Source organism: Stenotrophomonas sp. PvP093 (assembly GCF_017876915.1).
GTDB lineage: Bacteria > Pseudomonadota > Gammaproteobacteria > Xanthomonadales > Xanthomonadaceae > Stenotrophomonas > Stenotrophomonas muris.
The window spans coordinates 325523-344133 of record NZ_JAGIOX010000004.1; the positions used below are offsets into that span (position 1 = coordinate 325523).

23 protein-coding genes and 1 pseudogene are annotated in these 18611 nt (G+C 62.6%); 12 read left to right on the forward strand and 12 right to left on the reverse strand.

Annotated elements, in window-relative coordinates; translation table 11 throughout:
* Positions 1-18: 18 nt before the first annotated feature.
* From J3A72_RS04155 to J3A72_RS04175, 5 genes are read right to left on the reverse strand one after another with little or no spacing between them, the layout of a single operon-like run.
* Positions 19-780 (reverse strand): sulfite exporter TauE/SafE family protein, encoded by a 762-nt coding sequence (locus tag J3A72_RS04155; RefSeq protein WP_080264271.1) that lies wholly within the window; start codon positions 778-780, stop codon positions 19-21.
* An 18-nt stretch (positions 781-798) separates the two neighbouring features.
* Positions 799-1236: a TIGR01244 family sulfur transferase gene (locus J3A72_RS04160; protein ID WP_033834874.1), complete on the reverse strand. Its 438-nt coding sequence runs from the start codon at positions 1234-1236 to the stop codon at positions 799-801.
* Positions 1233-1664, reverse strand: a complete 432-nt coding sequence (locus J3A72_RS04165; RefSeq protein WP_033834873.1) for a DUF6691 family protein — start codon at positions 1662-1664, stop codon at positions 1233-1235. Before J3A72_RS04165 ends, J3A72_RS04160 begins: the two co-directional genes overlap by 4 nt.
* Positions 1661-2101, reverse strand: coding sequence for a membrane protein (locus J3A72_RS04170; protein ID WP_033834872.1), 441 nt, complete (start codon positions 2099-2101; stop codon positions 1661-1663). The genes J3A72_RS04165 and J3A72_RS04170 overlap by 4 nt, the downstream gene beginning before the upstream one ends.
* Positions 2098-3039, reverse strand: a complete 942-nt coding sequence (locus tag J3A72_RS04175; RefSeq protein WP_223224754.1) for an MBL fold metallo-hydrolase — start codon at positions 3037-3039, stop codon at positions 2098-2100. Before J3A72_RS04175 ends, J3A72_RS04170 begins: the two co-directional genes overlap by 4 nt.
* Before the next feature lie 172 nt (positions 3040-3211).
* On the opposite strand from J3A72_RS04175, the gene J3A72_RS04180 reads away from it, so the two are divergent.
* Positions 3212-3505, forward strand: a complete 294-nt coding sequence (locus J3A72_RS04180) for a metalloregulator ArsR/SmtB family transcription factor (protein ID WP_024957933.1) — start codon at positions 3212-3214, stop codon at positions 3503-3505.
* 263 nt (positions 3506-3768) lie between these two features.
* On the opposite strand, the pseudogene J3A72_RS04185 reads toward J3A72_RS04180, so the two are convergent.
* Positions 3769-4678: pseudogene (locus J3A72_RS04185) on the reverse strand (YifB family Mg chelatase-like AAA ATPase); the annotation flags it as partial.
* A 754-nt stretch (positions 4679-5432) separates the two neighbouring features.
* Here J3A72_RS04185 and J3A72_RS04190 point away from each other — a divergent pair.
* Positions 5433-5819, forward strand: a complete 387-nt coding sequence (locus J3A72_RS04190; protein ID WP_075075875.1) for an Imm10 family immunity protein — start codon at positions 5433-5435, stop codon at positions 5817-5819.
* A gap of 42 nt (positions 5820-5861) precedes the next feature.
* On the forward strand, positions 5862-6461 hold the full coding sequence (locus J3A72_RS04195; protein WP_069117705.1) for a hypothetical protein: 600 nt from the start codon (positions 5862-5864) through the stop codon (positions 6459-6461).
* Between the two features lie 52 nt (positions 6462-6513).
* On the opposite strand, the gene J3A72_RS04200 is transcribed toward J3A72_RS04195, so the two are convergent.
* On the reverse strand, positions 6514-7044 hold the full coding sequence (locus tag J3A72_RS04200; RefSeq protein WP_075075876.1) for a cold-shock protein: 531 nt from the start codon (positions 7042-7044) through the stop codon (positions 6514-6516).
* Positions 7045-7091: 47 nt separating this feature from the next.
* Positions 7092-7448: a hypothetical protein gene (locus tag J3A72_RS04205; protein ID WP_075075877.1), complete on the reverse strand. Its 357-nt coding sequence runs from the start codon at positions 7446-7448 to the stop codon at positions 7092-7094.
* Positions 7449-8093: 645 nt separating this feature from the next.
* Between J3A72_RS04205 and J3A72_RS04210 the strand changes: the two genes are divergently transcribed.
* The 5 genes from J3A72_RS04210 (at position 8094) to J3A72_RS04230 (ending at position 11590) form a co-directional block, all read left to right on the forward strand.
* A complete protein-coding gene (locus J3A72_RS04210; RefSeq protein ID WP_075075878.1) occupies positions 8094-8696 on the forward strand; it encodes a DUF998 domain-containing protein in 603 nt (200 codons plus the stop codon).
* Between the two features lie 55 nt (positions 8697-8751).
* Positions 8752-9102 (forward strand): hypothetical protein, encoded by a 351-nt coding sequence (locus tag J3A72_RS04215; RefSeq protein WP_075075886.1) that lies wholly within the window; start codon positions 8752-8754, stop codon positions 9100-9102.
* A 799-nt stretch (positions 9103-9901) separates the two neighbouring features.
* Complete coding sequence (locus J3A72_RS04220) at positions 9902-10468, forward strand: hypothetical protein (protein WP_140222794.1); 567 nt, start codon at positions 9902-9904, stop codon at positions 10466-10468.
* 34 nt (positions 10469-10502) lie between these two features.
* Positions 10503-11024, forward strand: a complete 522-nt coding sequence (locus tag J3A72_RS04225; RefSeq protein ID WP_140222793.1) for a hypothetical protein — start codon at positions 10503-10505, stop codon at positions 11022-11024.
* Positions 11025-11143: 119 nt separating this feature from the next.
* Entirely contained in the window at positions 11144-11590 is a 447-nt protein-coding gene (locus J3A72_RS04230; protein WP_075075879.1) for a DUF4279 domain-containing protein, read from the forward strand.
* On the opposite strand, the gene arr is transcribed toward J3A72_RS04230, so the two are convergent.
* Together arr and J3A72_RS04240 are read right to left on the reverse strand one after the other, a co-directional pair.
* The gene (gene arr / locus J3A72_RS04235; protein WP_014648712.1) at positions 11583-12017 is read right to left on the reverse strand and encodes an NAD(+)--rifampin ADP-ribosyltransferase; all 435 of its coding nucleotides are present in this window, start codon (positions 12015-12017) and stop codon (positions 11583-11585) included. The two genes, J3A72_RS04230 and arr, sit on opposite strands and share 8 nt — an antisense overlap.
* Before the next feature lie 126 nt (positions 12018-12143).
* Positions 12144-12395 carry an accessory factor UbiK family protein gene (locus J3A72_RS04240; protein ID WP_005419983.1) on the reverse strand — a complete coding sequence of 84 codons (252 nt, stop codon included), beginning with the start codon at positions 12393-12395 and terminating at the stop codon, positions 12144-12146.
* 155 nt (positions 12396-12550) lie between these two features.
* Between J3A72_RS04240 and J3A72_RS04245 the strand changes: the two genes are divergently transcribed.
* A complete protein-coding gene (locus tag J3A72_RS04245; protein ID WP_005411374.1) occupies positions 12551-12889 on the forward strand; it encodes a P-II family nitrogen regulator in 339 nt (112 codons plus the stop codon).
* Between the two features lie 125 nt (positions 12890-13014).
* On the opposite strand, the gene J3A72_RS04250 is transcribed toward J3A72_RS04245, so the two are convergent.
* Positions 13015-13674, reverse strand: coding sequence for an RIO1 family regulatory kinase/ATPase (locus tag J3A72_RS04250; protein WP_032958814.1), 660 nt, complete (start codon positions 13672-13674; stop codon positions 13015-13017).
* A 436-nt stretch (positions 13675-14110) separates the two neighbouring features.
* Between J3A72_RS04250 and J3A72_RS04255 the strand changes: the two genes are divergently transcribed.
* The gene (locus tag J3A72_RS04255) at positions 14111-15016 is read left to right on the forward strand and encodes an aspartyl/asparaginyl beta-hydroxylase domain-containing protein (protein ID WP_032954620.1); all 906 of its coding nucleotides are present in this window, start codon (positions 14111-14113) and stop codon (positions 15014-15016) included.
* A gap of 124 nt (positions 15017-15140) precedes the next feature.
* Here J3A72_RS04255 and speE read toward each other — a convergent pair whose 3' ends face one another.
* Positions 15141-15995, reverse strand: a complete 855-nt coding sequence (gene speE, locus J3A72_RS04260) for a polyamine aminopropyltransferase (RefSeq protein ID WP_014648709.1) — start codon at positions 15993-15995, stop codon at positions 15141-15143.
* A 192-nt stretch (positions 15996-16187) separates the two neighbouring features.
* Between speE and speA the strand changes: the two genes are divergently transcribed.
* Both speA and J3A72_RS04270 read left to right on the forward strand, forming a co-directional pair.
* Positions 16188-18077, forward strand: coding sequence for an arginine decarboxylase (gene speA, locus J3A72_RS04265; RefSeq protein ID WP_014648708.1), 1890 nt, complete (start codon positions 16188-16190; stop codon positions 18075-18077).
* A gap of 37 nt (positions 18078-18114) precedes the next feature.
* A complete protein-coding gene (locus J3A72_RS04270) occupies positions 18115-18435 on the forward strand; it encodes a DUF6122 family protein (protein WP_075075880.1) in 321 nt (106 codons plus the stop codon).
* The last annotated feature ends 176 nt before the right edge of the window (positions 18436-18611 follow it).

Consider the following 18611-nt stretch of genomic DNA (forward strand, 5'->3'; position numbering starts at 1 on the left):
GGTCTGGAGCACATCCGGTCAGCTCACCTTCCACAGCATGTATGCGGCAGTAATGAAGATCAGTACTGCAAATACCGTGTTCAGAGCTCCACGATAGTTGGCCAGCTTCGTCGAAGTTGCTGCACCTGCAATACCGCCAGCCACGCCGGCAACGACGAAAACTGCCGCGAGCTTCCAGTTGACCAGACCTGTACGCGCGTAGTTCAGTGCGGTGGTCATGCCAAATGCGGCGACGGCGACGAGCGAGCTTCCGACTGCGGCGATCATCGGCATGCCCGTCGCGGCCACCAGTGCGGGCACGATGAGAAAGCCTCCGCCAATGCCAAAGAAGCCAGAAAGCCCGCCGGCGGTGGTGCCCAGCCCAATCAGCGCGGGCGCGTTGCCTCTGCCGAGCCGAGCGTCCGTGAGTCCAGGCGTGTTGCGCCTGCGAAGCATGGCGATGCCGACAACGATCATAGCCACAGCAAACAGCGCCAACAGGCTCCTGCCGTCGAACGCCTTGCCCAAGCTGGAACCCAGGTATGCGCCCGCGATCCCCGCCAGAGCGAAGACCGAGGCACAAGGCCATCGAACGTTCCCTCTACGGGCATGTATCACCAGATTCGACACCGCATTGACCGCTACTGCCAGGGCGCTGGTGCCGATAGCCACATGCGGATCTCCCACTCCGACCACGTAGAGCATCAGTGGTACCGCCAGGATGGATCCGCCCCCACCGACCACGCCCAGGACGAAGCCGACCAGGACGCCAGACAGGCCGCCCAGAACCAACTGCAGCAGAGATAGCGCTTCCATGTGTCAGTCGCCGGACGCCGGGCCTTGCTGCAGCCGTGCTGCGATGGAAGAAAGGTCATAGCCTGCATCCGAAGCAACAGACAGGACGTGGTCAAACGCCGCTCCATTGTGAACGACTTCCGACAGCGCCCAAAGCATCGCAGCACGGGTGCCGGTTCTGCAGTACGCGGCAACAGGGCTTGGCAGCGCTTCGATCAACCTGGCAAAGGTATGCACCTGATCATCGGTAATGACGCCAGGCAGCGCAGGAAGATAGGCAAACTGCATGCCCGCCTGGTGGCAGGCGGCCTGCAGCGCATGGTGACTGGGCTGCTCCGGCTGTTCATCGTCGGGGCGGTTGCAGATCACGCTCGCAAAGCCCTGCTCCTTCAGGGCTTCAATGTCCTTTGGCAGGAGCTGGCCGGACACCTTGAGGCTGGCGGAGAGTGGCTTGAGGTTCATGGTTTTCCCGTAGTTGCAGTGGGGCGGTGAATGAGGCCATGCAGGAGCACGCCAGCGATCATTGCCGTGGCGAAGATGATCGCGAAGGGCTGGCCGGTTCCCAGCAACGCGATGGCTGGGCCGGGACATAGTCCGGCCAGACCCCAACCCAGGCCGAATATCGCCGCACCGATCACCAGGCGCCGATCGATGATGCGATGGGCGGGAATGTGCAGCGATACGGCAAGCAGCGGCGTTCTGCGGGCGCGTATCCACAGGTAGGCTGCGCCGGAAGGGATCAGTGCGCCCAGCATGACCAGCGCCAGGGAGGGGTCCCAGGCGTCGCTCACATCAAGGAAAGCAAGCACGCGGGCTGGGTTGGCCATATCGGATACGACCAGGCCCAATCCGAAGAGTGCGCCGCACAGGAACGCGGCTAGACGGATCATGCCGGGCCCCCGGTCGTAATCTGTACCAGGGTTGCCGTGGCCATGCCCACGAGCATGAACACGCAGGTCGCCACCACCGACCGAGGCGATGCCCGGCCCAGGCCGCAGACACCGTGCCCACTGGTACAGCCAGCCCCAAGGCGAGTTCCGTAACCCACCAGCAGTCCGGCGATCACCAGCACCACAGTTCCGTTTGCGGAGAGCGCCGGCAGGGGTATGGGTCGGGCCGCCAATGCCAAGCCTGACGCCAGGGCAAGTCCTGCCAGAAACAGGACTGCACCGCTGCGCCCGCCGTCACCCGTCATGCCCAGTGTCTTGGCAAGCAGTCCCGAGATGCCAGCAACGCGCCCGAGAAGGAGTAGATAGGCTCCGGCCGCTGTTCCGATCATGGCACCGCCAGCGAGCGGCCAATACCAGGCCAGGTGAGAGAGCGTCATAGCAGGTCCACCGGCAGCTTGAGATATCGCACGCCGTTTTCCTCGGGCTCGGGCAGATGGCCGGCGCACATGTTGACCTGCACTGACGGCAGGATCAGCCGTGGCATCGGAAGTGTGGCATCACGAGCCTCCCGCAGTTCCACAAACATGGCTTCGCTCACGCCCTCGTGCACATGCATGTTTGTTGCCCTTTCGGCACCGATGGTAGTTTCCCATGCGAAATGGTCCCGGCCGGTGGCTTTGTAGTCGTGGCACAGGAATACGCGAGCGGCGTCGGGCAGGAACAGCAGGCGCTGGATCGAGCGATACAACTGGCGCGCTGAGCCACCTGGGAAGTCGCATCGGGCAGTGCCGTAGTCCGGCATGAACAGCGTGTCGCCAGGAAATACGGCGTCGCCGATCACGTACGCCAGACAAGCGGGAGTATGGCCTGGCACGTGCAGCGACATCGCCTGCAGATTACCGATGCGGAAGGAGGCACCGTCGGCGAACAGGTGATCGAACTGGCTGCCATCCCGCTTGAATGCAGTACCGGCATTGAAGAGCTTGCCGAAGGTTTCCTGGACTGCGGTGATGTGTTCGCCAATAGCCAGCGCGCCTCCCACCTGCTCCTGCAGCCATGGAGCCGCGGACAGGTGGTCGGCATGCGCGTGGGTTTCCAGCAACCACTGCACCTGCAGGCGCTCGGCACGCACGTAGTCCACCAACGCCGATGCGGAGGAAGTGGACGTGCGGCCTGCGGCCATGTCGAAGTCCAGGACGCTGTCGATGATGGCGCACGCTGAAGAAGTTGGATCGCGTACGACGTGGCTGGCAGTGAACGTAGCAGGGTCAAAGAACGTCTTCACGGAAGGTGAGGGAAGCAGGCCGGCACGCGCATCGCTGACCAGGCGCACAGCCTGGTCCAAGGGGGCGTCTACCGCTACGGATGGGATCATGGCTGGCTCCAAGAGGCTTCGCGACCTGAGAATTACATAGTTACGTAATATGTGCAACTATTGAAATATGCTAGATTGGACGCGTGCCCGCATGGTCTTTGCATCACATCACCTGCCCAAGTTGCCCTTACCCGTGACCAGCCCCCCATTCAGCCCGTCAGACCTAGCCACGATGAAGGAGCGCGTGCCTGAAGTGGCCGAGTTGCTGCGCTTCATGGCCACCCCCTCGCGCCTGTTGCTGCTATGCCAGCTCGCGCAAGGTGAAATGACGGTGGGCGGACTGGAGGAAGCCACCGGCATTCGACAGCCGGCGCTCTCCCAGCAACTGGCCGAACTCCGTCAACGAAAGCTCGTAGCGACCCGACGGGAATCGCGGTCGATCATCTACCGCATGGAAGACCCGCGCGTTGCAGCACTGCTGGGCGCGATGCATGGGATTTTCTGCGTGGACGATGCATCAACTTGACGTGATCTAAAGCGTCCTGGAAGGGGCGGGCTGGACTTCCTGACCCAGGGAATTTAGGCAACTGGCGTAGTCTGCCCCAAAACCCTTTGGCCACAGCGGGCCCGAGGTCTGCTGCGGCCTAGGGGTATTCATGAGGGAGGGGGTGGCTGTCTGCTTCTGGTCGGAAACGGACCCCGCACATGGTGACTATGTGAAACGCAGTGAGTACTCCCTCTTCCCGTCAGAAGCCGACGTGTTGTCAGTCAACTTGACGACCTAAGGACGAGCTCATCCAGAAACAGCACGCCGTGATGGGCCAGCGAGATCTCGCCGGGGCAGGGCGGATTGCCGCCGCCCACCAGCGCCGCCGCGCTGGCACTGTGGTGCGGTGCCCGGAAGGGCCGCTGCCGCCATCGCCTTGGGTCCAGCCCTTCGCCACTCACCGAGGCAATCGCGGCCAGCTGCAACGCCTCGGCTTCCTCGGTATCCGGCAACAGGCTGGGCAGGCGCGAGGCCAGCAGCGTCTTGCCGCAGCCCGGACTGCCGATCAGAAGCAAATGATGCCCACCCGCTGCGGCCACTTCCAACGCGCGCCGCGCATGCGCCTGACCGCGCACGTCGGCCAGATCGGGCAGCGGCAACGGCGTCGTGTCCACGCGCTCCACGGACGGCAATAGACGCGGATTGCCCAACCCGGCGCAGCACTCCAGCAGCGTGCGCGCCACACGCACATCAGCATGCTCGGCCAACGCAGCCTCGGCGGCATTACCCGGCGGCCGGCACCACCAGGATGCGCCCGGCTTCAGCGGCGGCGATTGCGGCGGGCAGCGCACCGGCCACCGGTCGTAGTTCACCGGTCAGGCCAAGCTCGCCCAGGAACTCGTATTGCAGCAGCGGCTGCGGATCGACCTGGCCACTGGCCGCAAGAATTCCCAAGGCAATCGCCAGGTCGTATCGCCCACCTTCCTTGGGCAGATCGGCAGGTGCGAGGTTCAAGGTGATACGCCGCTGCGGAAAGTCGAAGCGTGCACAGAGCAGGGCGGCTCGCACGCGCTCGCGGGATTCGCGCACGCTGGTCTCGGCCAGGCCGACAATCTGGGTGGCGGGCAGGCCGCCAGAGAGGTGCACTTCCACCCGCACCAGCGGGGCATCGACCCCGGCGCGGGCACGGCTGTGGACCAGCGCCAGGCTCATGTGTGGATTCCTGCAGAAAGACGCCTGATGGTGCAGCAGGTAATCTGCGTGGGACTATCGGGGTTTGCCGGCAATGCGTCTCGGGGTATTTCTGCCTGCAAAGGGTGCAGCGTGCGCATCGAGGGCAAATGATCTGTGCAGCGCGGCTCTGCGATGGCGGTCTCGCAGGTCTTGCGTCAGACAAGGCGTACTACAGGGTAGTGAAGGAAAGGAGCGAGCTGAAATGCAGTGCATTCGAGTACTGATGGCCCTCTCGCTCGCCATGGGCCTGCCGGGGTGCCGGGATGAGGTGGAGAGTTCAACGTATCCCATTGGCCAGACGGGAGAGACGTGCACAGCCTACAAGGGCTTCGACCGCCAGCCTCCTGAAGTAGTTGTGGCCGAGCTTGCCAAGCGAGGGTTGGATAGTCGCCGATTGGTGCATAGGACAGTCTGCGGCCCGATCACAAGTTGGGACATTCTCCCCGCAGGGGCGTCGATCGATCGGACACCTCCGCCAGACGCATATGTAAGCGTCCACCTGCTGGAAGACGGCTCGGTTTCCGTCAGTACAGACCGCCCCTGACGTTGGCGCCGCCCTTGATGATCGAGCGGCGGGCGAACAGACAAAAGTACGGATGGGCTCGCAGGCGGGGCGAGTGGCACCCAGGTGGGCTGGAAGGGTGACAACGATACGACCCTGCGTGCTGAGAGCGGCACCAGGACAGCGGCGGAGTAGACATTGAGTTTTCCACATGTCAGGAGTACCCGGGAAATGTACAGATTCAAGGCCGAAGTCGTTTCCATAGAGGAAGATGACTACTGCATCGTAGTTGGCTTGGCCGACAGCTCGACGAATCCGTCTCGTTACGTGGTATTGCAGAACGCGAAGGCGTATGACGACCAGGACGAAGAGTTGGGCATGGCGCACGCCCATATCGAGGTCGGTGGAGGTCTTGAGCCTTGCTATGGCGGTCTGGTGCATATCTCTCTGCGGCGCATGGAGCTTGAGCTGTCTCTCTCCGAAAGTGCACAGAGGAAGCTTGGGATCACTGGTGGGATTGCAGTGACACTGAAAACGTTGGACAACGGCAGCAAGCTGGAGGCCGCGTTGCGGAAAATCTGTGTTGCGGAGAGTATTCCGTTTGATCTGAAATGGTGATACGTCTCCGGAACGAATGGGCTATCCGCGCATGAGTCGCGAATGTCCCGTGATCATTCCTTCAGATGGATGGACGAAGTTGTCATGAACACACGCAGACTCATCTTGATTGCGCTGGGCATGTTGCCTGCAGCTGCAGGCTTCCCCGCAGGGAGTCCACGTGTGGACTTTGTATCGAAAGCCTTCCGCGATGGAAGTTTCATCCCGCATGTCTACAGCGAGCGGGATGTCCTGCGCCGCTATGGTGATGGCGAAATGGTCGCGGACGCGGCAGGGCTGATACGGCGTAGATATCTGGATCCAACTACCCGATTGGAGGTGCTGATGACCTCCAACCCTGACGTCGCTCCGGAGTTCCGAACCATCGATGAGATCCGCGTTTCATCGATCAGCGCAGGGCAACCCGCTGCAGGCAGAACCGAGAGCTTGCGGGGCGTGAAGCTGAAAGGCGTTGCCATGGGTGACCCGGCGTCCAAGGCTGCCAGCGCAGCAGGCGCGTATGGCCAGAGGGACACAGAGCAGGCAACGCTGGGCAGCTTCAAGGTCGAGCGCACCTGTGGGTTCTCGGAAGGTGGATCGAGCATTTGCTTCTACGTCCGGGATGGAAAAGTGGTTGCGATGGCACTGGGATTTGGCCCCTGACCAGTTGCTGTGCCCCTTGCGGTGCAGGCGCAGCGCAACTGTGAGCGTCAGCCTACGATGGCACTTCAGCGCTGAAGTAGTTGGTGGGATGGGGCTGGCGGCGGCCTGGCGCCCCAAGCAGGCACCGCTGCTCATCCAGCACCAACCCATTGAAGCGCCCAAACCGCGTCTCAATCCACGAAGGCCCCGCACTTTCCACCAGCAACCGCCCCTGGCTCTGGTGCAGATCCAGCCAACGCTCGAAGCTGATGCGCAGGCGCTCAATATCAGGCGCCCGCCACCGTGCATCGGCAGGCATGCGGATCAGCACGCGCGAGGGCGCGTTCTCCACGTCCATCACCAGCACGCCCTTGCACCGGATCTCGAACGATGTCGCCCTGGTATGGCGCGTATGCAATTCAAAGCCCTCGTGGGCTTTTGCGCTCACGAAGCCGAGTGCATCACTGTGCAGCAGGCGGTAATCGGCCGGCTGCAGCTTCTGGTAGGCCCACACCTGATCGCCCGCGGGTTCGGGCCACTCCACCCACATCGCGCCGATCACCGCGATGCACACCACCGCAGCGGCCAGGCCGTGCATCTTCATTCGTCACCCCGCACACAGGCAGAAAGGTACGCGCCGTAAGCGCGCGCTCAGTCCTTGGGTCGCATTCGCTCGTGGATGAAGGCGGTCAGCGCCAGATCGGCCATCACCAGCCCCTCCATCACCCGGTCGCCCACGTACTGTTCGGGCTCGCCGTTCTGGCGCGTGCGCTCGGCCGCCAGCAGGATCTCCTGCACGATGCGCTGGCCGGTGAGCGCGCAGTCGGCGTCGGACAACGCCATCTGCCGGCTGCGTAGATGGTGCCGCTCGGGCCAGGGCTGGCCATCGGCCGCAGCGCCCGCGCCGATGGCGTGCAGGATGGCGATGAGGCTGTTGGGGTCCGGGGCCGGAGCGCGTGACGGCGCTTCCAGGATCGGGCGTGGGGGCGGGGAGTGCGGTATGGTCATGGCGGGCTCCGTGCATGCAGGCGGACGCCGCCACCGATAAAGGTGGCGGACGGGGCGTGGCTCGAAAACCGGTGTGTGATGATCGCCGGCGGGCACGAGGCCCCCACGCCCCGCCCGCCATAGCCGGCAGACGGATTGCCAGCCGGCACCACGCAAGGTGATGCCGGCTGGCAAGCGCAAACTTCATCACAACAACGGGTTTTCGAGTCCCGACCACCGATGCACGGTGGCGCAGTAACGATTACCTGCTGTTGTGCGGAATGCCAACGGGTAGGGGTCAATGCCGCCAAATCCCGAGACGCATTTGGCATTGTCGCATAGCACCGGAAGCGGCGAGAGCCTTGGCGTGCTAGGCGAAACGGTGCTTCTGGAACGGAGTCGTCAGAACCTTCCGCAAGAGACGCAGGGAGCGGCAAATGCGACAGCACTCGCCCATCGGGCATGTGTGATCGCTCATGCAACCGAACCGCTGCGACACCCGCTAGAGGGTTTAAATGACTTCTTGCCTATTGAACCCACCGAGTGCCGCGCGCAATCTGACTACTGCTGTAGTCACGCGGGGCTGCCCTGCCCGCAGCAGGACGGTCTTGTAGCGTTTGAACGGATTCCACCCACTGGCGCAGGCCAATACAAGGATCACTGTACGTGTTACGCCGCAATCGACTTCTTCTGTCTGCGGGTCTGGTCCCGCTTCCGTGGTTCCTGTTCTGGACCAGCGTTGCCGCCGTGTTCGCGCCGGGCTACAACCCGCTTGCACAGCACGCCAGCGAGCTGCTGCAGGCGCCAACGCTCGCAAGCATCTGCGGCAGGATCGCCGCCCTCGGCTCCGGCGTGGCCTTCGTGGCGTTCTCCATCGGGGTATGGCGGGAGTCCGGCCGGCGGATTGCCGTAGGCGCGATCTGCTGGTTGGTCTTCGGTATATCCATGCTGACCAACGGGCTCTGGCCCATGGGCCATCCGATGCACGGCTTCTACACCATCGGTATCGCAAACATCATTGCACCCGCGATGTCGCATATCGAATTGAGCGCGTGGTCTGCAAACCGAAGGGCGTACGCCGTGACTGCTGCGGTGAGCGTCGCGGGGATTGTCTATCTCTGGTTGAACGTGGTGGGAGCGGATCCGGAGGGGTTCAGGGGGCTGACACAGCGCGTGTTTTCATCGATCAACTCGCTGTGGCCATTCCTGGTGGCGCTGTATCTGGTGCGCAGGGGTTCAAGCGCGCTGAAGGCGGAGCCTGTGAACTGATGGATAGGCATGCAGTTAGATGGACGGCTGTTGAGTGTGTGGCTTTGAGATGGGGATGAAGATCTTTTGTCGTCAGCTGATCTACGTTCAAGTGCACCACGGCCGCTACATTGCGCGCGTGGTGGGTGGAGACAGGACCATCCGTCGCCAGTGCCATGCCCTTGGCAATCGCGCGGGTCCGATCAAGGACTTCTCCGTCTTCCGGCCTCAGCTAAAGGAAATCTTCTCGGAACTCACGCTTGGGTTCTCACTTCAAAAGCCATGGGCGCTTCTGCACTTTGATCCGATTGAATATCCGATCACGAAGGAAGAAATCGCTGGGTTCCAGAAGGTTGCCATACGCAGCGGTGTGAGTTTCTGCTTTCTCTCCACGTGGGAGCAGCGGCATGACGACAAGGGTCTCTGAGAATGTTCAAGTAGTGGCCGCCGAGCCTGCCGTTGGGACCGGCTAGGCGCTGGCCTGTTGGCCGGGACCCGCCGCCCTAGGATCGCGCGTTAGCAAGGGGAAATCTACCAAACTATGTTTTATGGGTAAATCGTATAGCTAGTCCTAGGGTAGCTGGGCAGCCAACAGTCATCACGGCACTCTGAGAGAGGAAATGAAGCCTTCGGAGACTCAGGCGAAGATTGTGGCGAGCCAGCTTCTCATTCTTCTACTCCAAGAGTGAGCGTCTCGTTCGGCACCTTCTCGGGCCGGGTTGCCGCTGGATTTGGCACAGTCCTAGCTCTCCTTACTGTCAATCTAGATACTGTCTCTAAGTTCAACATCGCTGAGCGGTCTAAAATTCGCATCTTCCCTCATTCTTGTCTCGGCGGCCTTGGCTGTTATAGACGAAATGCTAGCCGCGCTCATAGCGGCTGGTACTACTGCAGCAATTGAAGGTGCAGCACACGACAAGGGTCTCGGGGCGCGACATAGAGATCGACAGGCCACGGCCATTTTTCAGAAGTGGAGAGTGCGTTGTTCTGACCGGGCAGTCTGTTTGCCTGGCGAGCTTTCGTCAAGGTACGGTCAGGGGGCTAAGTTTGGACGCATGTACACCAAGGTTGCTCAGGTCCAAGCGTTTGTTATCATCATTCAGGCCGTACTGTCACTGGCTGCCGCAGTCGTCATTGTCCTCAGCTTGGCGGCCTAACATTTGATTCAAGTCGAAGCCGTTTCGCGGGTCGGTTTAATTCCAGAGTCGGCGCCCTAGGAGATTTTCATGGCAGATACAGACGAGACATCACTGCAGGTTTTGCTAAAAGTTTCGTTTGAGAATTCCGTTTCGACCGAATCGCTCGTGGCAATACTCAACGCGCTGGAGAGTGCTGCGTACCAAGCGGAAACGGCAGAGCTAAGACAGCTTCGCCGTTCGTTTCCTTCATTGCCAGAAGTGGCAACGGATGCGGCCGCGTATCGGCTGCAGAATGAGAAAGGTCGTGTAGTTCGCTATTCAAGCGCGGATGACGGCTCAATTTTGCTTATAGGCGCAGTCGCTGGACTGTCCTACTACATTCTTGACAAGACACTTGGTCAGACGATCTCAGAAGCTTGGTCAGAGTCCGAGAGCCACGAGAGGCTCAAAGCATTCCTGAAGAAGCGGAGGTTTATCCGTTCACGTGAGGTGGAGCGGCGCATAAAATCTCCTTTGGAGCGCCGTGGCATATATGTCGAGTCTGAGTTCTCAGACGGCCCACAAGGTGAGCAACTGAAGCTTTTTGTTCACGTGCCGGATGAGTCAGGCGCTAACAATTCATTTGAGACGAAACCGCTTCGCGGTTCGGATTAATTCAGGCGCCAAGCGCCCACAGAGAGTCCTCGCAATGCCCAATCATCACGGAATTCTCATCATTATTCAAGGCCTGGCTGGTTCGGGGAAATCGCATTTAATACAGTTTTTGAAGTATGACTTCTTGATTGAAGAAAACTTTGCAGTCTCAGATGAATCTGAAGAGAGGAACATAAATGATCTTGCTGCCAACTTGCGCTGCGGACGCCGCTGCATTGTCTCAGAGAGGAAATATCGCTCTAATATAGAGCGGGGAAAATTCATAGCTAAAGTGCTACAAGCCGTTTCCCCGTCACATCCACCGACGATTAAGATCATCTGCTTTGAAAATGATCTAAAAGCAGCAAATTACAACTGCGAGAATCGAGGTAACAAGCCCGGAGACATTGGCGGGAGAGCGCATATCATTCAGAACGAATGCGACTCAAAGACGTACGAAATACCGAGCGACGCAGTCGTAATTAAGATACATCGCATGTCGACGCAGATCCTGACGCCATCTTCCGGTCCGCCGGAGGTAATATCATTGCGTGGAGTGGTTCGGAAAGACGCATAACAATTCGTTCGAGGCTGACGGCTTGGCCGCCACTTAACTCCAGCTCCGCTGCTGGCCGTTAGCCGACACCGAAGGAGCTTGCAGAATGAAGGGGATTCCCAAAGGGCAGCTGGGTTCCAATGGCAGCATTCGATCATTCCCTGGTAACCCTCCGATTCTTCGGGGACGACCTCCTGCCCGAAGAAGTCAGTGCCTTGCTCGGGGCGACGCCGACCGCATCGCATCACAAGGGCCAGGAACTCAGAGACAGCCGATCAGGCACCGTGCGTATCGCCAGGACTGGCAGCTGGCAACTTGATGCGGAGCGTCGTGAGCCTGAAGATCTGGACGCTCAGATCTTCGAGATCCTCGATCAACTCACCGGCGATCTCGCCGTATGGCAGGCTCTGGCACGCTTCCGACCTGATCTGTTCTGTGGCCTTTTCATGGGCAGCAGCAATGATGGTGTCTCGCTTTCGCCTCGCGCGCTGCTCGCCTTGGGTGAGCGCGGCATTGAGCTCGGGCTGGACATCTATGAAGCCGATGAAGAAGTGCGCAACGCCCAGCGCCAGCAGGCCATCAGTTGATGATCTCCCCACTCCCCGAAGCAACAAACGCCTTCAACTGCCGAACGAACTCCGCGTCGTAGGCTTCCCACTCCGTAACCTCCCCAACCACCCGCAACGGCTGCGCACTCCGATACGACCGCGTTGGGTTCCCGGGAAACTTCTTGTTGGTCACATTCGGATCGTCTTCAAACGGCCCGGTCGGCTCCACCACATACACGCGCGGTCGCCCTTCACCGCGGGCCATCTCCGCAGCCAACCCGGCGCCCTTGGCAATCGTGGTGAAGTAGATGTGGTTCATCACCACGCTGTCGCGATAGTTGGAGCGGAAGCCCGCGCTCAGCAAGTCGCCCACGGCCAGGTCAGCGCGGGTGCCGTGATAGAACGGCCCAGCCACCTGGTCGCAGGTGTCATGCGAAACGGGTGTCCAGTCGGTGTCCTGTGCCATTGCTGCTGCCCCTCTCTGTGCTGCCGGATCGACAGGCCGGCGAGTCTAGGGCGCCCGGTGGGCCTTGCTGCAAGGCCCCATCCGGGAAATAATCTGTAAACGGGAGGCGCAGTGCGCCTCCTTTTTTCATTCTGCGGCGCCGCGCCCTTCCAGCTCGCGCACGGCGGTTTCCAGCGCGTCCAGCTTCTGGCGGGTCTTCAGCAGCACGGCGCGCTGCACTTCGAACTCCTCGCGGGTGACCAGGTCGAGCTTGGCCAGGCCGGCCTGCAGCGCGCTCTTGAAGGTGGCCTGCAGTTCCTCGCGCGACTCGCGCAGGCCCGGCGGCACCAGGTCGCTGAGGCGACGGGCGAGGTCATCGATTTGATTCAGGTCGATCATGGGGTGCTCCGTGGGGGTGGGCCCGTGCATCCGGCGCGGGCAGGCCGTTCGGGCACAAGGATACTGCCGGCACCCACTGCCCGGACAGGCGGCAGCGGCTTCGCACGGGCCGTGTTCAGGCGCTATCCTCCACGCCGGAAGACAGGAGATAGACGATGAAGATGGTCATGGCGGTGATCAAGCCGTTCAAGCTCGACGACGTGCGCGAAGCGCTGGCCGAGCGTGGGGTTACCGGGATCACGGTGACGGAAGTGAAGGGCTTTGGTCGCCAGAAGGGCCACACCGAGCTGTACCGTGGCGCGGAGTATGTGGTCGATTTCCTGCCGAAGGTGAAGCTGGAAGTGGCGGTGACCGATGACCAGGTGGAGGCGGTGGTTGAGGCCATCGTGAAGGCCGCCGGCACCGGCAAGATTGGTGACGGCAAGGTGTTCGTGTACGACCTGGGCAGCGTGGTGCGTATCCGTACCGGCGAGTTGGACGCGGACGCGTTGTAACCCGCTCGGCGGGATGTTGTAGAGCCGAGCCCATGCTCGGCTGCACTTCGCGCGATGCAGGAACAGCAGCCGAGCGCGCGCTCGGCTCTACAAAGAGCGGTAAAGCGGTCGAGCGAGCTCGACCCCTACCGCCGCTTGGCCCACTTGTAGAACCGCTTCCAGCCCTGGCGCACGGCGGCGACCCAGCCCGGGTCGGCCACCAATGCGGCCTGCGCGGCGCTCGGCGCCTGGCCGGTCACGCGCTGGCGGATCTTCAGCAGGTTCTTCATGTCGCTGCGGCGCATCTGCCGGCTCAGCGGGCCGCGGCGCAGCCAGCGGGGTACGCGCCAGGCGGAGGTGAAATCCAGTAGCACCGGCACGCCGCCACTGACCACCACGTTGGTGCCATGCAGGTCGTTGTGGGTGATGCCGGCGGCGTGCAGACGGCTGAGCGCGTGTTGCAGCTGCTCGAACACGTCATTGCCGACGGCCTGCGCGGTGCTCAGGGTTTGGCCGGGGATGAACTCCATACCCAGTGCCAGGCCACCGAGGGTGCCGAGCAGCGCGGGGGCATGCTTCCAGCCGCCGAGGCGCTGCAGCATGCGGGCCTCGCGGCGCACCATCAGTCGCGCGATCAGCGAAACGGGAGTGCCGCGGTAGCGGGAGTAGTCCTTGATGACCGCCTCGCGCCCGTCCAGGCAGGTGCGGTAGACGTCGGGGGCCAGGAAACGTTCGCCGCGCTTGAGCAGCAGCGGGGAGGCGGCATCATTGCCGCAGGAGGAGGGGGGAAGAGCAGGAAGATGCATGTCGGGGTCTCGAACGACCCGGTGGGTGGCGCAAAGCGTCAAGCGAACCGGTGTTACAGGGAGTTACTAAGTTTTCGTTAATTTTAGTACTCGCCAGTTCGCTATTCCACGATTTGTCGGAGAAATGTCGGGGTCGTGGCTGGAACAGTTCGTCACGCAGAATCGGACAATTCCGTCTCACTTATAAGGGTTGCCCCGCTGGATCAATGAGTTGGGCGCGCTTCCAGCCCATTCATCGGCGGCGCGCTGAACGCCACGCACGTCCAGCTTGACCCCGGCGCACGCCCTGCCGACCATAAGCTGTTAACCCGCGACATCGGCGGCCGCCCCCCTCCGGCACGTCCCCGTCCCCTGCCGCGTTCCGAACCGGTGCTGGCCGCCTGGCCGTGCATCGCCCCGTTTCCCGTTCCGGCCGCGGCTGGAGGAAAGTGCTTTGATCATCAAAATCGTCATTGCAGCGCTGTTCGTGGCCTGCGTGCTGTACATCCACTTCCGTGGCAAGGTCCGCGCGCGCTGGTCGCGCCAGCTGCTGGACCACTCCAGTTTCATGGCCCCGATCAACGTGGTCATGTACATGTTCTCGAAGGTGCCGACCACGCCGTTCCTGGACCCTGGCAAAGAGTTCCCGCAGCTGGAGCCGCTGCGCCAGAACTGGCAGATGATCCGCGACGAGGCGCTGGCGCTGCGCGACGCGCAGAAGATCGCTGCCTCCAGCACGTTCAACGATGCCGGCTTCAATTCGTTCTTCCGTCGTGGCTGGAAGCGCTTCTACCTGAAGTGGTACGGCCCGTCGCACCCGTCGGCGAAGACGCTGTGCCCGAAGACCACGGCGCTGATCGAGTCGATCCCGGACGTGCGTGCGGCGATGTTCGCGCAGCTGCCACCGGGCAGTGAGCTGCGCCCGCACCGCGACCCGTTCGCTGGCTCGCTGCGCCTGCACCTGGGCCTGAGCACGCCCAACGACGATGCCTGCTACATCGAAGTGGACGGCATCAAGAAGAGCTGGCGCGACGGCGAGTGGATGATGTTCGACGAGACCTACATCCACCATGCGCACAACGAGACGCAGCAGGACCGGGTGATCCTGTTCTGCGACATCGCCCGCCCGCTGCGCTTCGGCCTGCCGGGGCTGTTCAACCGCGCGGTGGCGGCCACGCTGCTGGCCGGTGGTGCATCGCCGAACCTGCCGGGTGACCCGACCGGTGGCGTCAACAAGGCGTTCGGCAGTGTCTACAAGGTGCGCCTGAAGGCCAAGGCGCTGCGCGAGCGCAGCGTGGTGGCCTACCAGCTGATCAAGTGGGGCCTGGTGGTGGCGGTGATCGCCGGTATCTGGGCCCTTTGACTGTAGAGCCGAGCCCATGCTCGGCTGGGTTTACCGCAACCTGTCCGAAGAGCAGCCGAGCGTGGGCTCGGCTCTACAGAAAGCAGAAAACCCGCGCTGTCGCCAGCGCGGGTTTTTGTTTGGATCAACCCTTCAGTGCCGCCTGCACGAACGGCGGGGTCACCAGCACGCCGGTGTGCAGCGCGGCGGTGTAGTACAGGGTGTTGAAGGTCTTGGCGGCCGAGTCGGCCTGGCGGAAGTCGAAGCTGCTGTCGCCCTTGCGCGCCATGGTCACGCTCCACCAGCCGGTGGGGTAGCACGGCTGCGGGAACGGCAGGGTCTTGAACGAACCGAAGCCGGCCTTGCCCATCTCGGTGCGCATTTCGTTGATCAGGTCCAGCTGCATCAGCGGCGATTCGGACTGCTGCACCAGGATGCCGTCGTCCTTCAGGGCCTTGAAGCAGCTCTCGTAGAAGGCCTTGTTGAACAGGCCTTCGCCGGGGCCGACCGGGTCGGTCGAATCGACGATCACCACGTCCACGCTGCCGGCCGGGCAGTTGGCCATGTAGGCCACGCCGTCGTCGAACAGCAGCTCGGCGCGGGCGTCATCGTTGGAGTCGCACAGTTCCGGGAAGTGCTTGCGCGCCATCACGGTGACCTGCTCGTCGATGTCGCACTGGGTCACGCTCTCCACGCCGCTGTGCTTGAGCACTTCGCGCAGGGTGCCGCAGTCGCCGCCACCGATGATCACCACGCGCTTGGGTGCGGCATGGGTGAACAGCACCGGGTGGCTGATCATCTCGTGGTAGAAGAAGTTGTCCTTGCTGGTCAGCATGATGGCCCCGTCGATGGTCATCAGGTTGCCCCAGTCGGTGGTCTGGAAGATCTCGATCTTCTGGAACGGCGACTGCACCTCGTCCAGCTTGCCGGTGATGCGGTAGCCGATGGCCGAGCCGGTGCGCTCGAAGTGTTCGATGTACCAGTTGTTGCTGTCAGTCATTGGAAAACAGTCCTGTTCGGAGGGGTGGAGCCGGGCTGGCGGGCGGGGCCGCGTGGCACAGATGCCACATCCGGACGGATCGGCCCGTTCAGGTTGGAACCTGTCACGGGCGCGGGCGCGCATGATAACGAACCTGTGGGCATATAGGCGTTATCATGCCCCCCCCTTTTATTGCCAACAAGGCCGACTGAAATGACCGATTGGTCCCTCGACCAAGCCCGCAAGACCTACTCGATCCCGCATTGGGCGGACGGTTACTTCGACGTGGATCAGGCCGGGCACATGGTGGTGAGACCGACCGGGGCGGACGGCCCGGTGGTATCGCTGCCCAAGGTGGTGGACGCTGCGCGCGCGGCCGGTGCCAAGCTGCCGCTGCTGGTGCGCTTCCCGGACATCCTCGGCCAGCGCCTGGGCAAGCTGCAGGCGGCCTTCGCCCAGGCCCAGCAGGACTGGGAGTACAGCGGCGGCTACACCGCCGTGTACCCGATCAAGGTCAACCAGACCCGCGGCGTGGCCGGCACCCTGGCCAGCCACCACGGCGAAGGCTTCGGCCTGGAAGCGGGCAGCAAGCCCGAGCTGATGGCCGTGCTGGCGCTGTCGCGCCCGGGTGGCCTGATCGTCTGCAACGGCTACAAGGACCGCGAGTACATCCGGCTGGCCCTGATCGGCCGCAAGCTGGGCCTGCAGACCTTCATCGTCATCGAGAAGCCGTCCGAGCTGAAGCTGGTGCTGGAAGAGTCCAAGGCGCTGGACGTGAAGCCGGGCCTGGGCGTGCGCATGCGCCTGGCCTCGCTGGGCGCCGGCAAGTGGCAGAACAGCGGTGGCGACAAGGCCAAGTTCGGCCTGTCGCCGCGCCAGCTGCTGGACCTGTGGAAGTCGCTGCGTGACACCGAGTACGCCGACTGCCTGAACCTGCTGCACTTCCACATGGGCTCGCAGATCTCCAACGTGCGCGACATCGCCAACGGCATGCGCGAAGCCACCCGCTACTTCGTGGAGCTGTCGCGCCTGGGCGCGAAGATCACCCACGTCGACGTGGGCGGCGGCCTGGGCGTGGATTACGAAGGCACCCGTTCGCGCAGCTTCTGCTCGATCAACTACGGCCTGCATTCCTACGCCAGCAACATCGTGCAGCCGCTGGCCAATGCCTGCGAAGAGTTCGGCCTGACCCCGCCGCGCATCGTCACCGAGTGCGGCCGCGCAATGACCGCGCACCACGCGGTGCTGATCGCCAACGTGTCGGAAGTGGAAGAGGCACAGGAAGGCCGCGTGCCGGACCAGCACGACGACGAGCCGGCGGCGATCCGCCACCTGCGCGAGATCCACGACGAGCTGGACGTGCGCCCGGCGGTGGAACTGTTCCAGGAAGCGCAGCATTTCCATGCCGAAGGCCTGGCCAGCTACGCGCTGGGCCAGATCGACCTGCCGCAGCGTGCACGCATCGACGACCTGTTCTACGCCATCGCCCATGGCGTGCGTGCGCGCCTGAGCTACGACGAGAAGAGCCATCGCCCGGTGCTGGACGAACTGAACGAGCGCCTGGTCGACAAGTACTTCGTCAACTTCAGCGTGTTCGAATCGATCCCGGACGTGTGGGCGATCGACCAGGTGTTCCCGATCGTGCCGATCGAGCGCCTGGATGAAACCCCGGACCGCCGCGGCATCATCGCCGACATGACCTGCGACTCGGACGGCATGGTGGAAACCTATGTCGAGAACGAGAGCCTGGACAGCTCGCTGCCGCTGCACAAGATGAGGCCGGGCGAGAGCTATCGCATCGGCTTCTTCATGGTCGGCGCCTACCAGGAAATCCTGGGCGACATCCACAACCTGTTCGGCGATACCGACGCGGTGGAAGTGCTGGCCGATGCCGATGGCTACGCCATCACCCAGCAGCGCCGCGGCGACACCACCGACGTGATGCTGGATTACGTGGGTTACCGCCTGGACGAACTGCGTGCGACCTATGCGCAGCGCGTGGCTGCGGCGCAGCTGTCGCCGGAACGCGCGCAGGAACTGTCGGACGCGCTGGAAGCCGGCCTGACCGGTTACACCTACCTGTCCGACGAACCGCTGGTGTGATGGACGGCGCCGGGTTTGCCCGGCGCCACCGTTGCCGATGAGCGCGCGCGCGATCTTCCACCTGTTCCTGCATGCCGCCGTGCCAGCGTTGCTGGCATGGCTGTTCTGGCGCAAGCGCTTTGCCTCGGCGTGGCTGCTGATGCTGCTGGGCTGGATCATCGACCTGGACCATCTGCTGGCCGAGCCGATCTATGCACCGAACCGCTGCAGCATCGGGTTCCACCCGCTGCACACCGCACCGGCCATCGCGGTCTATGCGGGGCTGTGCGTGCCGAAGAAAACGCGGTTGTTCGGTATCGGTCTGATCATCCACATCGTGCTGGACGCGATTGATTGCTGGTGGATGCATCACCGTTGATGCTTGGTGCGTGTCGACCAAGGTCGACACCTACCGGGTGCACGGTGGCGGACGGAACTGACGGACTGCTTTGGTGGATGCCGACCTTGGTCGGCGCTTTTGATGCGTGTCGACCAAGGTCGACACCTACCGGGGGGGGCGGGTGAACCGGTAGCGCCGGGCGGCGCCCGGCGAGC

Excerpts from the sequence above, each read along its gene's own strand:
- J3A72_RS04160 (WP_033834874.1), bottom strand. The coding sequence starts at position 1,236 with ATGAACCTCAAGCCACTCTCCGCCAGCCTCAAGGTGTCCGGCCAGCTC.
- J3A72_RS04225 (WP_140222793.1), top strand. The coding sequence starts at position 10,503 with ATGCCCAATCATCACGGAATTCTCATCATTATTCAAGGCCTGGCTGGT.
- J3A72_RS04165 (WP_033834873.1), bottom strand. The coding sequence starts at position 1,664 with ATGATCCGTCTAGCCGCGTTCCTGTGCGGCGCACTCTTCGGATTGGGC.
- J3A72_RS04180 (WP_024957933.1), top strand. The coding sequence starts at position 3,212 with ATGAAGGAGCGCGTGCCTGAAGTGGCCGAGTTGCTGCGCTTCATGGCC.
- J3A72_RS04240 (WP_005419983.1), bottom strand. The coding sequence starts at position 12,395 with ATGATCGACCTGAATCAAATCGATGACCTCGCCCGTCGCCTCAGCGAC.
- J3A72_RS04270 (WP_075075880.1), top strand. The coding sequence starts at position 18,115 with ATGAGCGCGCGCGCGATCTTCCACCTGTTCCTGCATGCCGCCGTGCCA.
- J3A72_RS04215 (WP_075075886.1), top strand. The coding sequence starts at position 8,752 with ATGAAGATCTTTTGTCGTCAGCTGATCTACGTTCAAGTGCACCACGGC.
- J3A72_RS04190 (WP_075075875.1), top strand. The coding sequence starts at position 5,433 with ATGTACAGATTCAAGGCCGAAGTCGTTTCCATAGAGGAAGATGACTAC.
- J3A72_RS04250 (WP_032958814.1), bottom strand. The coding sequence starts at position 13,674 with ATGCATCTTCCTGCTCTTCCCCCCTCCTCCTGCGGCAATGATGCCGCC.
- speA (WP_014648708.1), top strand. The coding sequence starts at position 16,188 with ATGACCGATTGGTCCCTCGACCAAGCCCGCAAGACCTACTCGATCCCG.
- arr (WP_014648712.1), bottom strand. The coding sequence starts at position 12,017 with ATGGCACAGGACACCGACTGGACACCCGTTTCGCATGACACCTGCGAC.
- J3A72_RS04220 (WP_140222794.1), top strand. The coding sequence starts at position 9,902 with ATGGCAGATACAGACGAGACATCACTGCAGGTTTTGCTAAAAGTTTCG.
- J3A72_RS04170 (WP_033834872.1), bottom strand. The coding sequence starts at position 2,101 with ATGACGCTCTCTCACCTGGCCTGGTATTGGCCGCTCGCTGGCGGTGCC.
- J3A72_RS04245 (WP_005411374.1), top strand. The coding sequence starts at position 12,551 with ATGAAGATGGTCATGGCGGTGATCAAGCCGTTCAAGCTCGACGACGTG.
- speE (WP_014648709.1), bottom strand. The coding sequence starts at position 15,995 with ATGACTGACAGCAACAACTGGTACATCGAACACTTCGAGCGCACCGGC.
- J3A72_RS04230 (WP_075075879.1), top strand. The coding sequence starts at position 11,144 with ATGGCAGCATTCGATCATTCCCTGGTAACCCTCCGATTCTTCGGGGAC.
- J3A72_RS04205 (WP_075075877.1), bottom strand. The coding sequence starts at position 7,448 with ATGACCATACCGCACTCCCCGCCCCCACGCCCGATCCTGGAAGCGCCG.
- J3A72_RS04195 (WP_069117705.1), top strand. The coding sequence starts at position 5,862 with ATGTCCCGTGATCATTCCTTCAGATGGATGGACGAAGTTGTCATGAAC.
- J3A72_RS04175 (WP_223224754.1), bottom strand. The coding sequence starts at position 3,039 with ATGATCCCATCCGTAGCGGTAGACGCCCCCTTGGACCAGGCTGTGCGC.
- J3A72_RS04200 (WP_075075876.1), bottom strand. The coding sequence starts at position 7,044 with ATGAAGATGCACGGCCTGGCCGCTGCGGTGGTGTGCATCGCGGTGATC.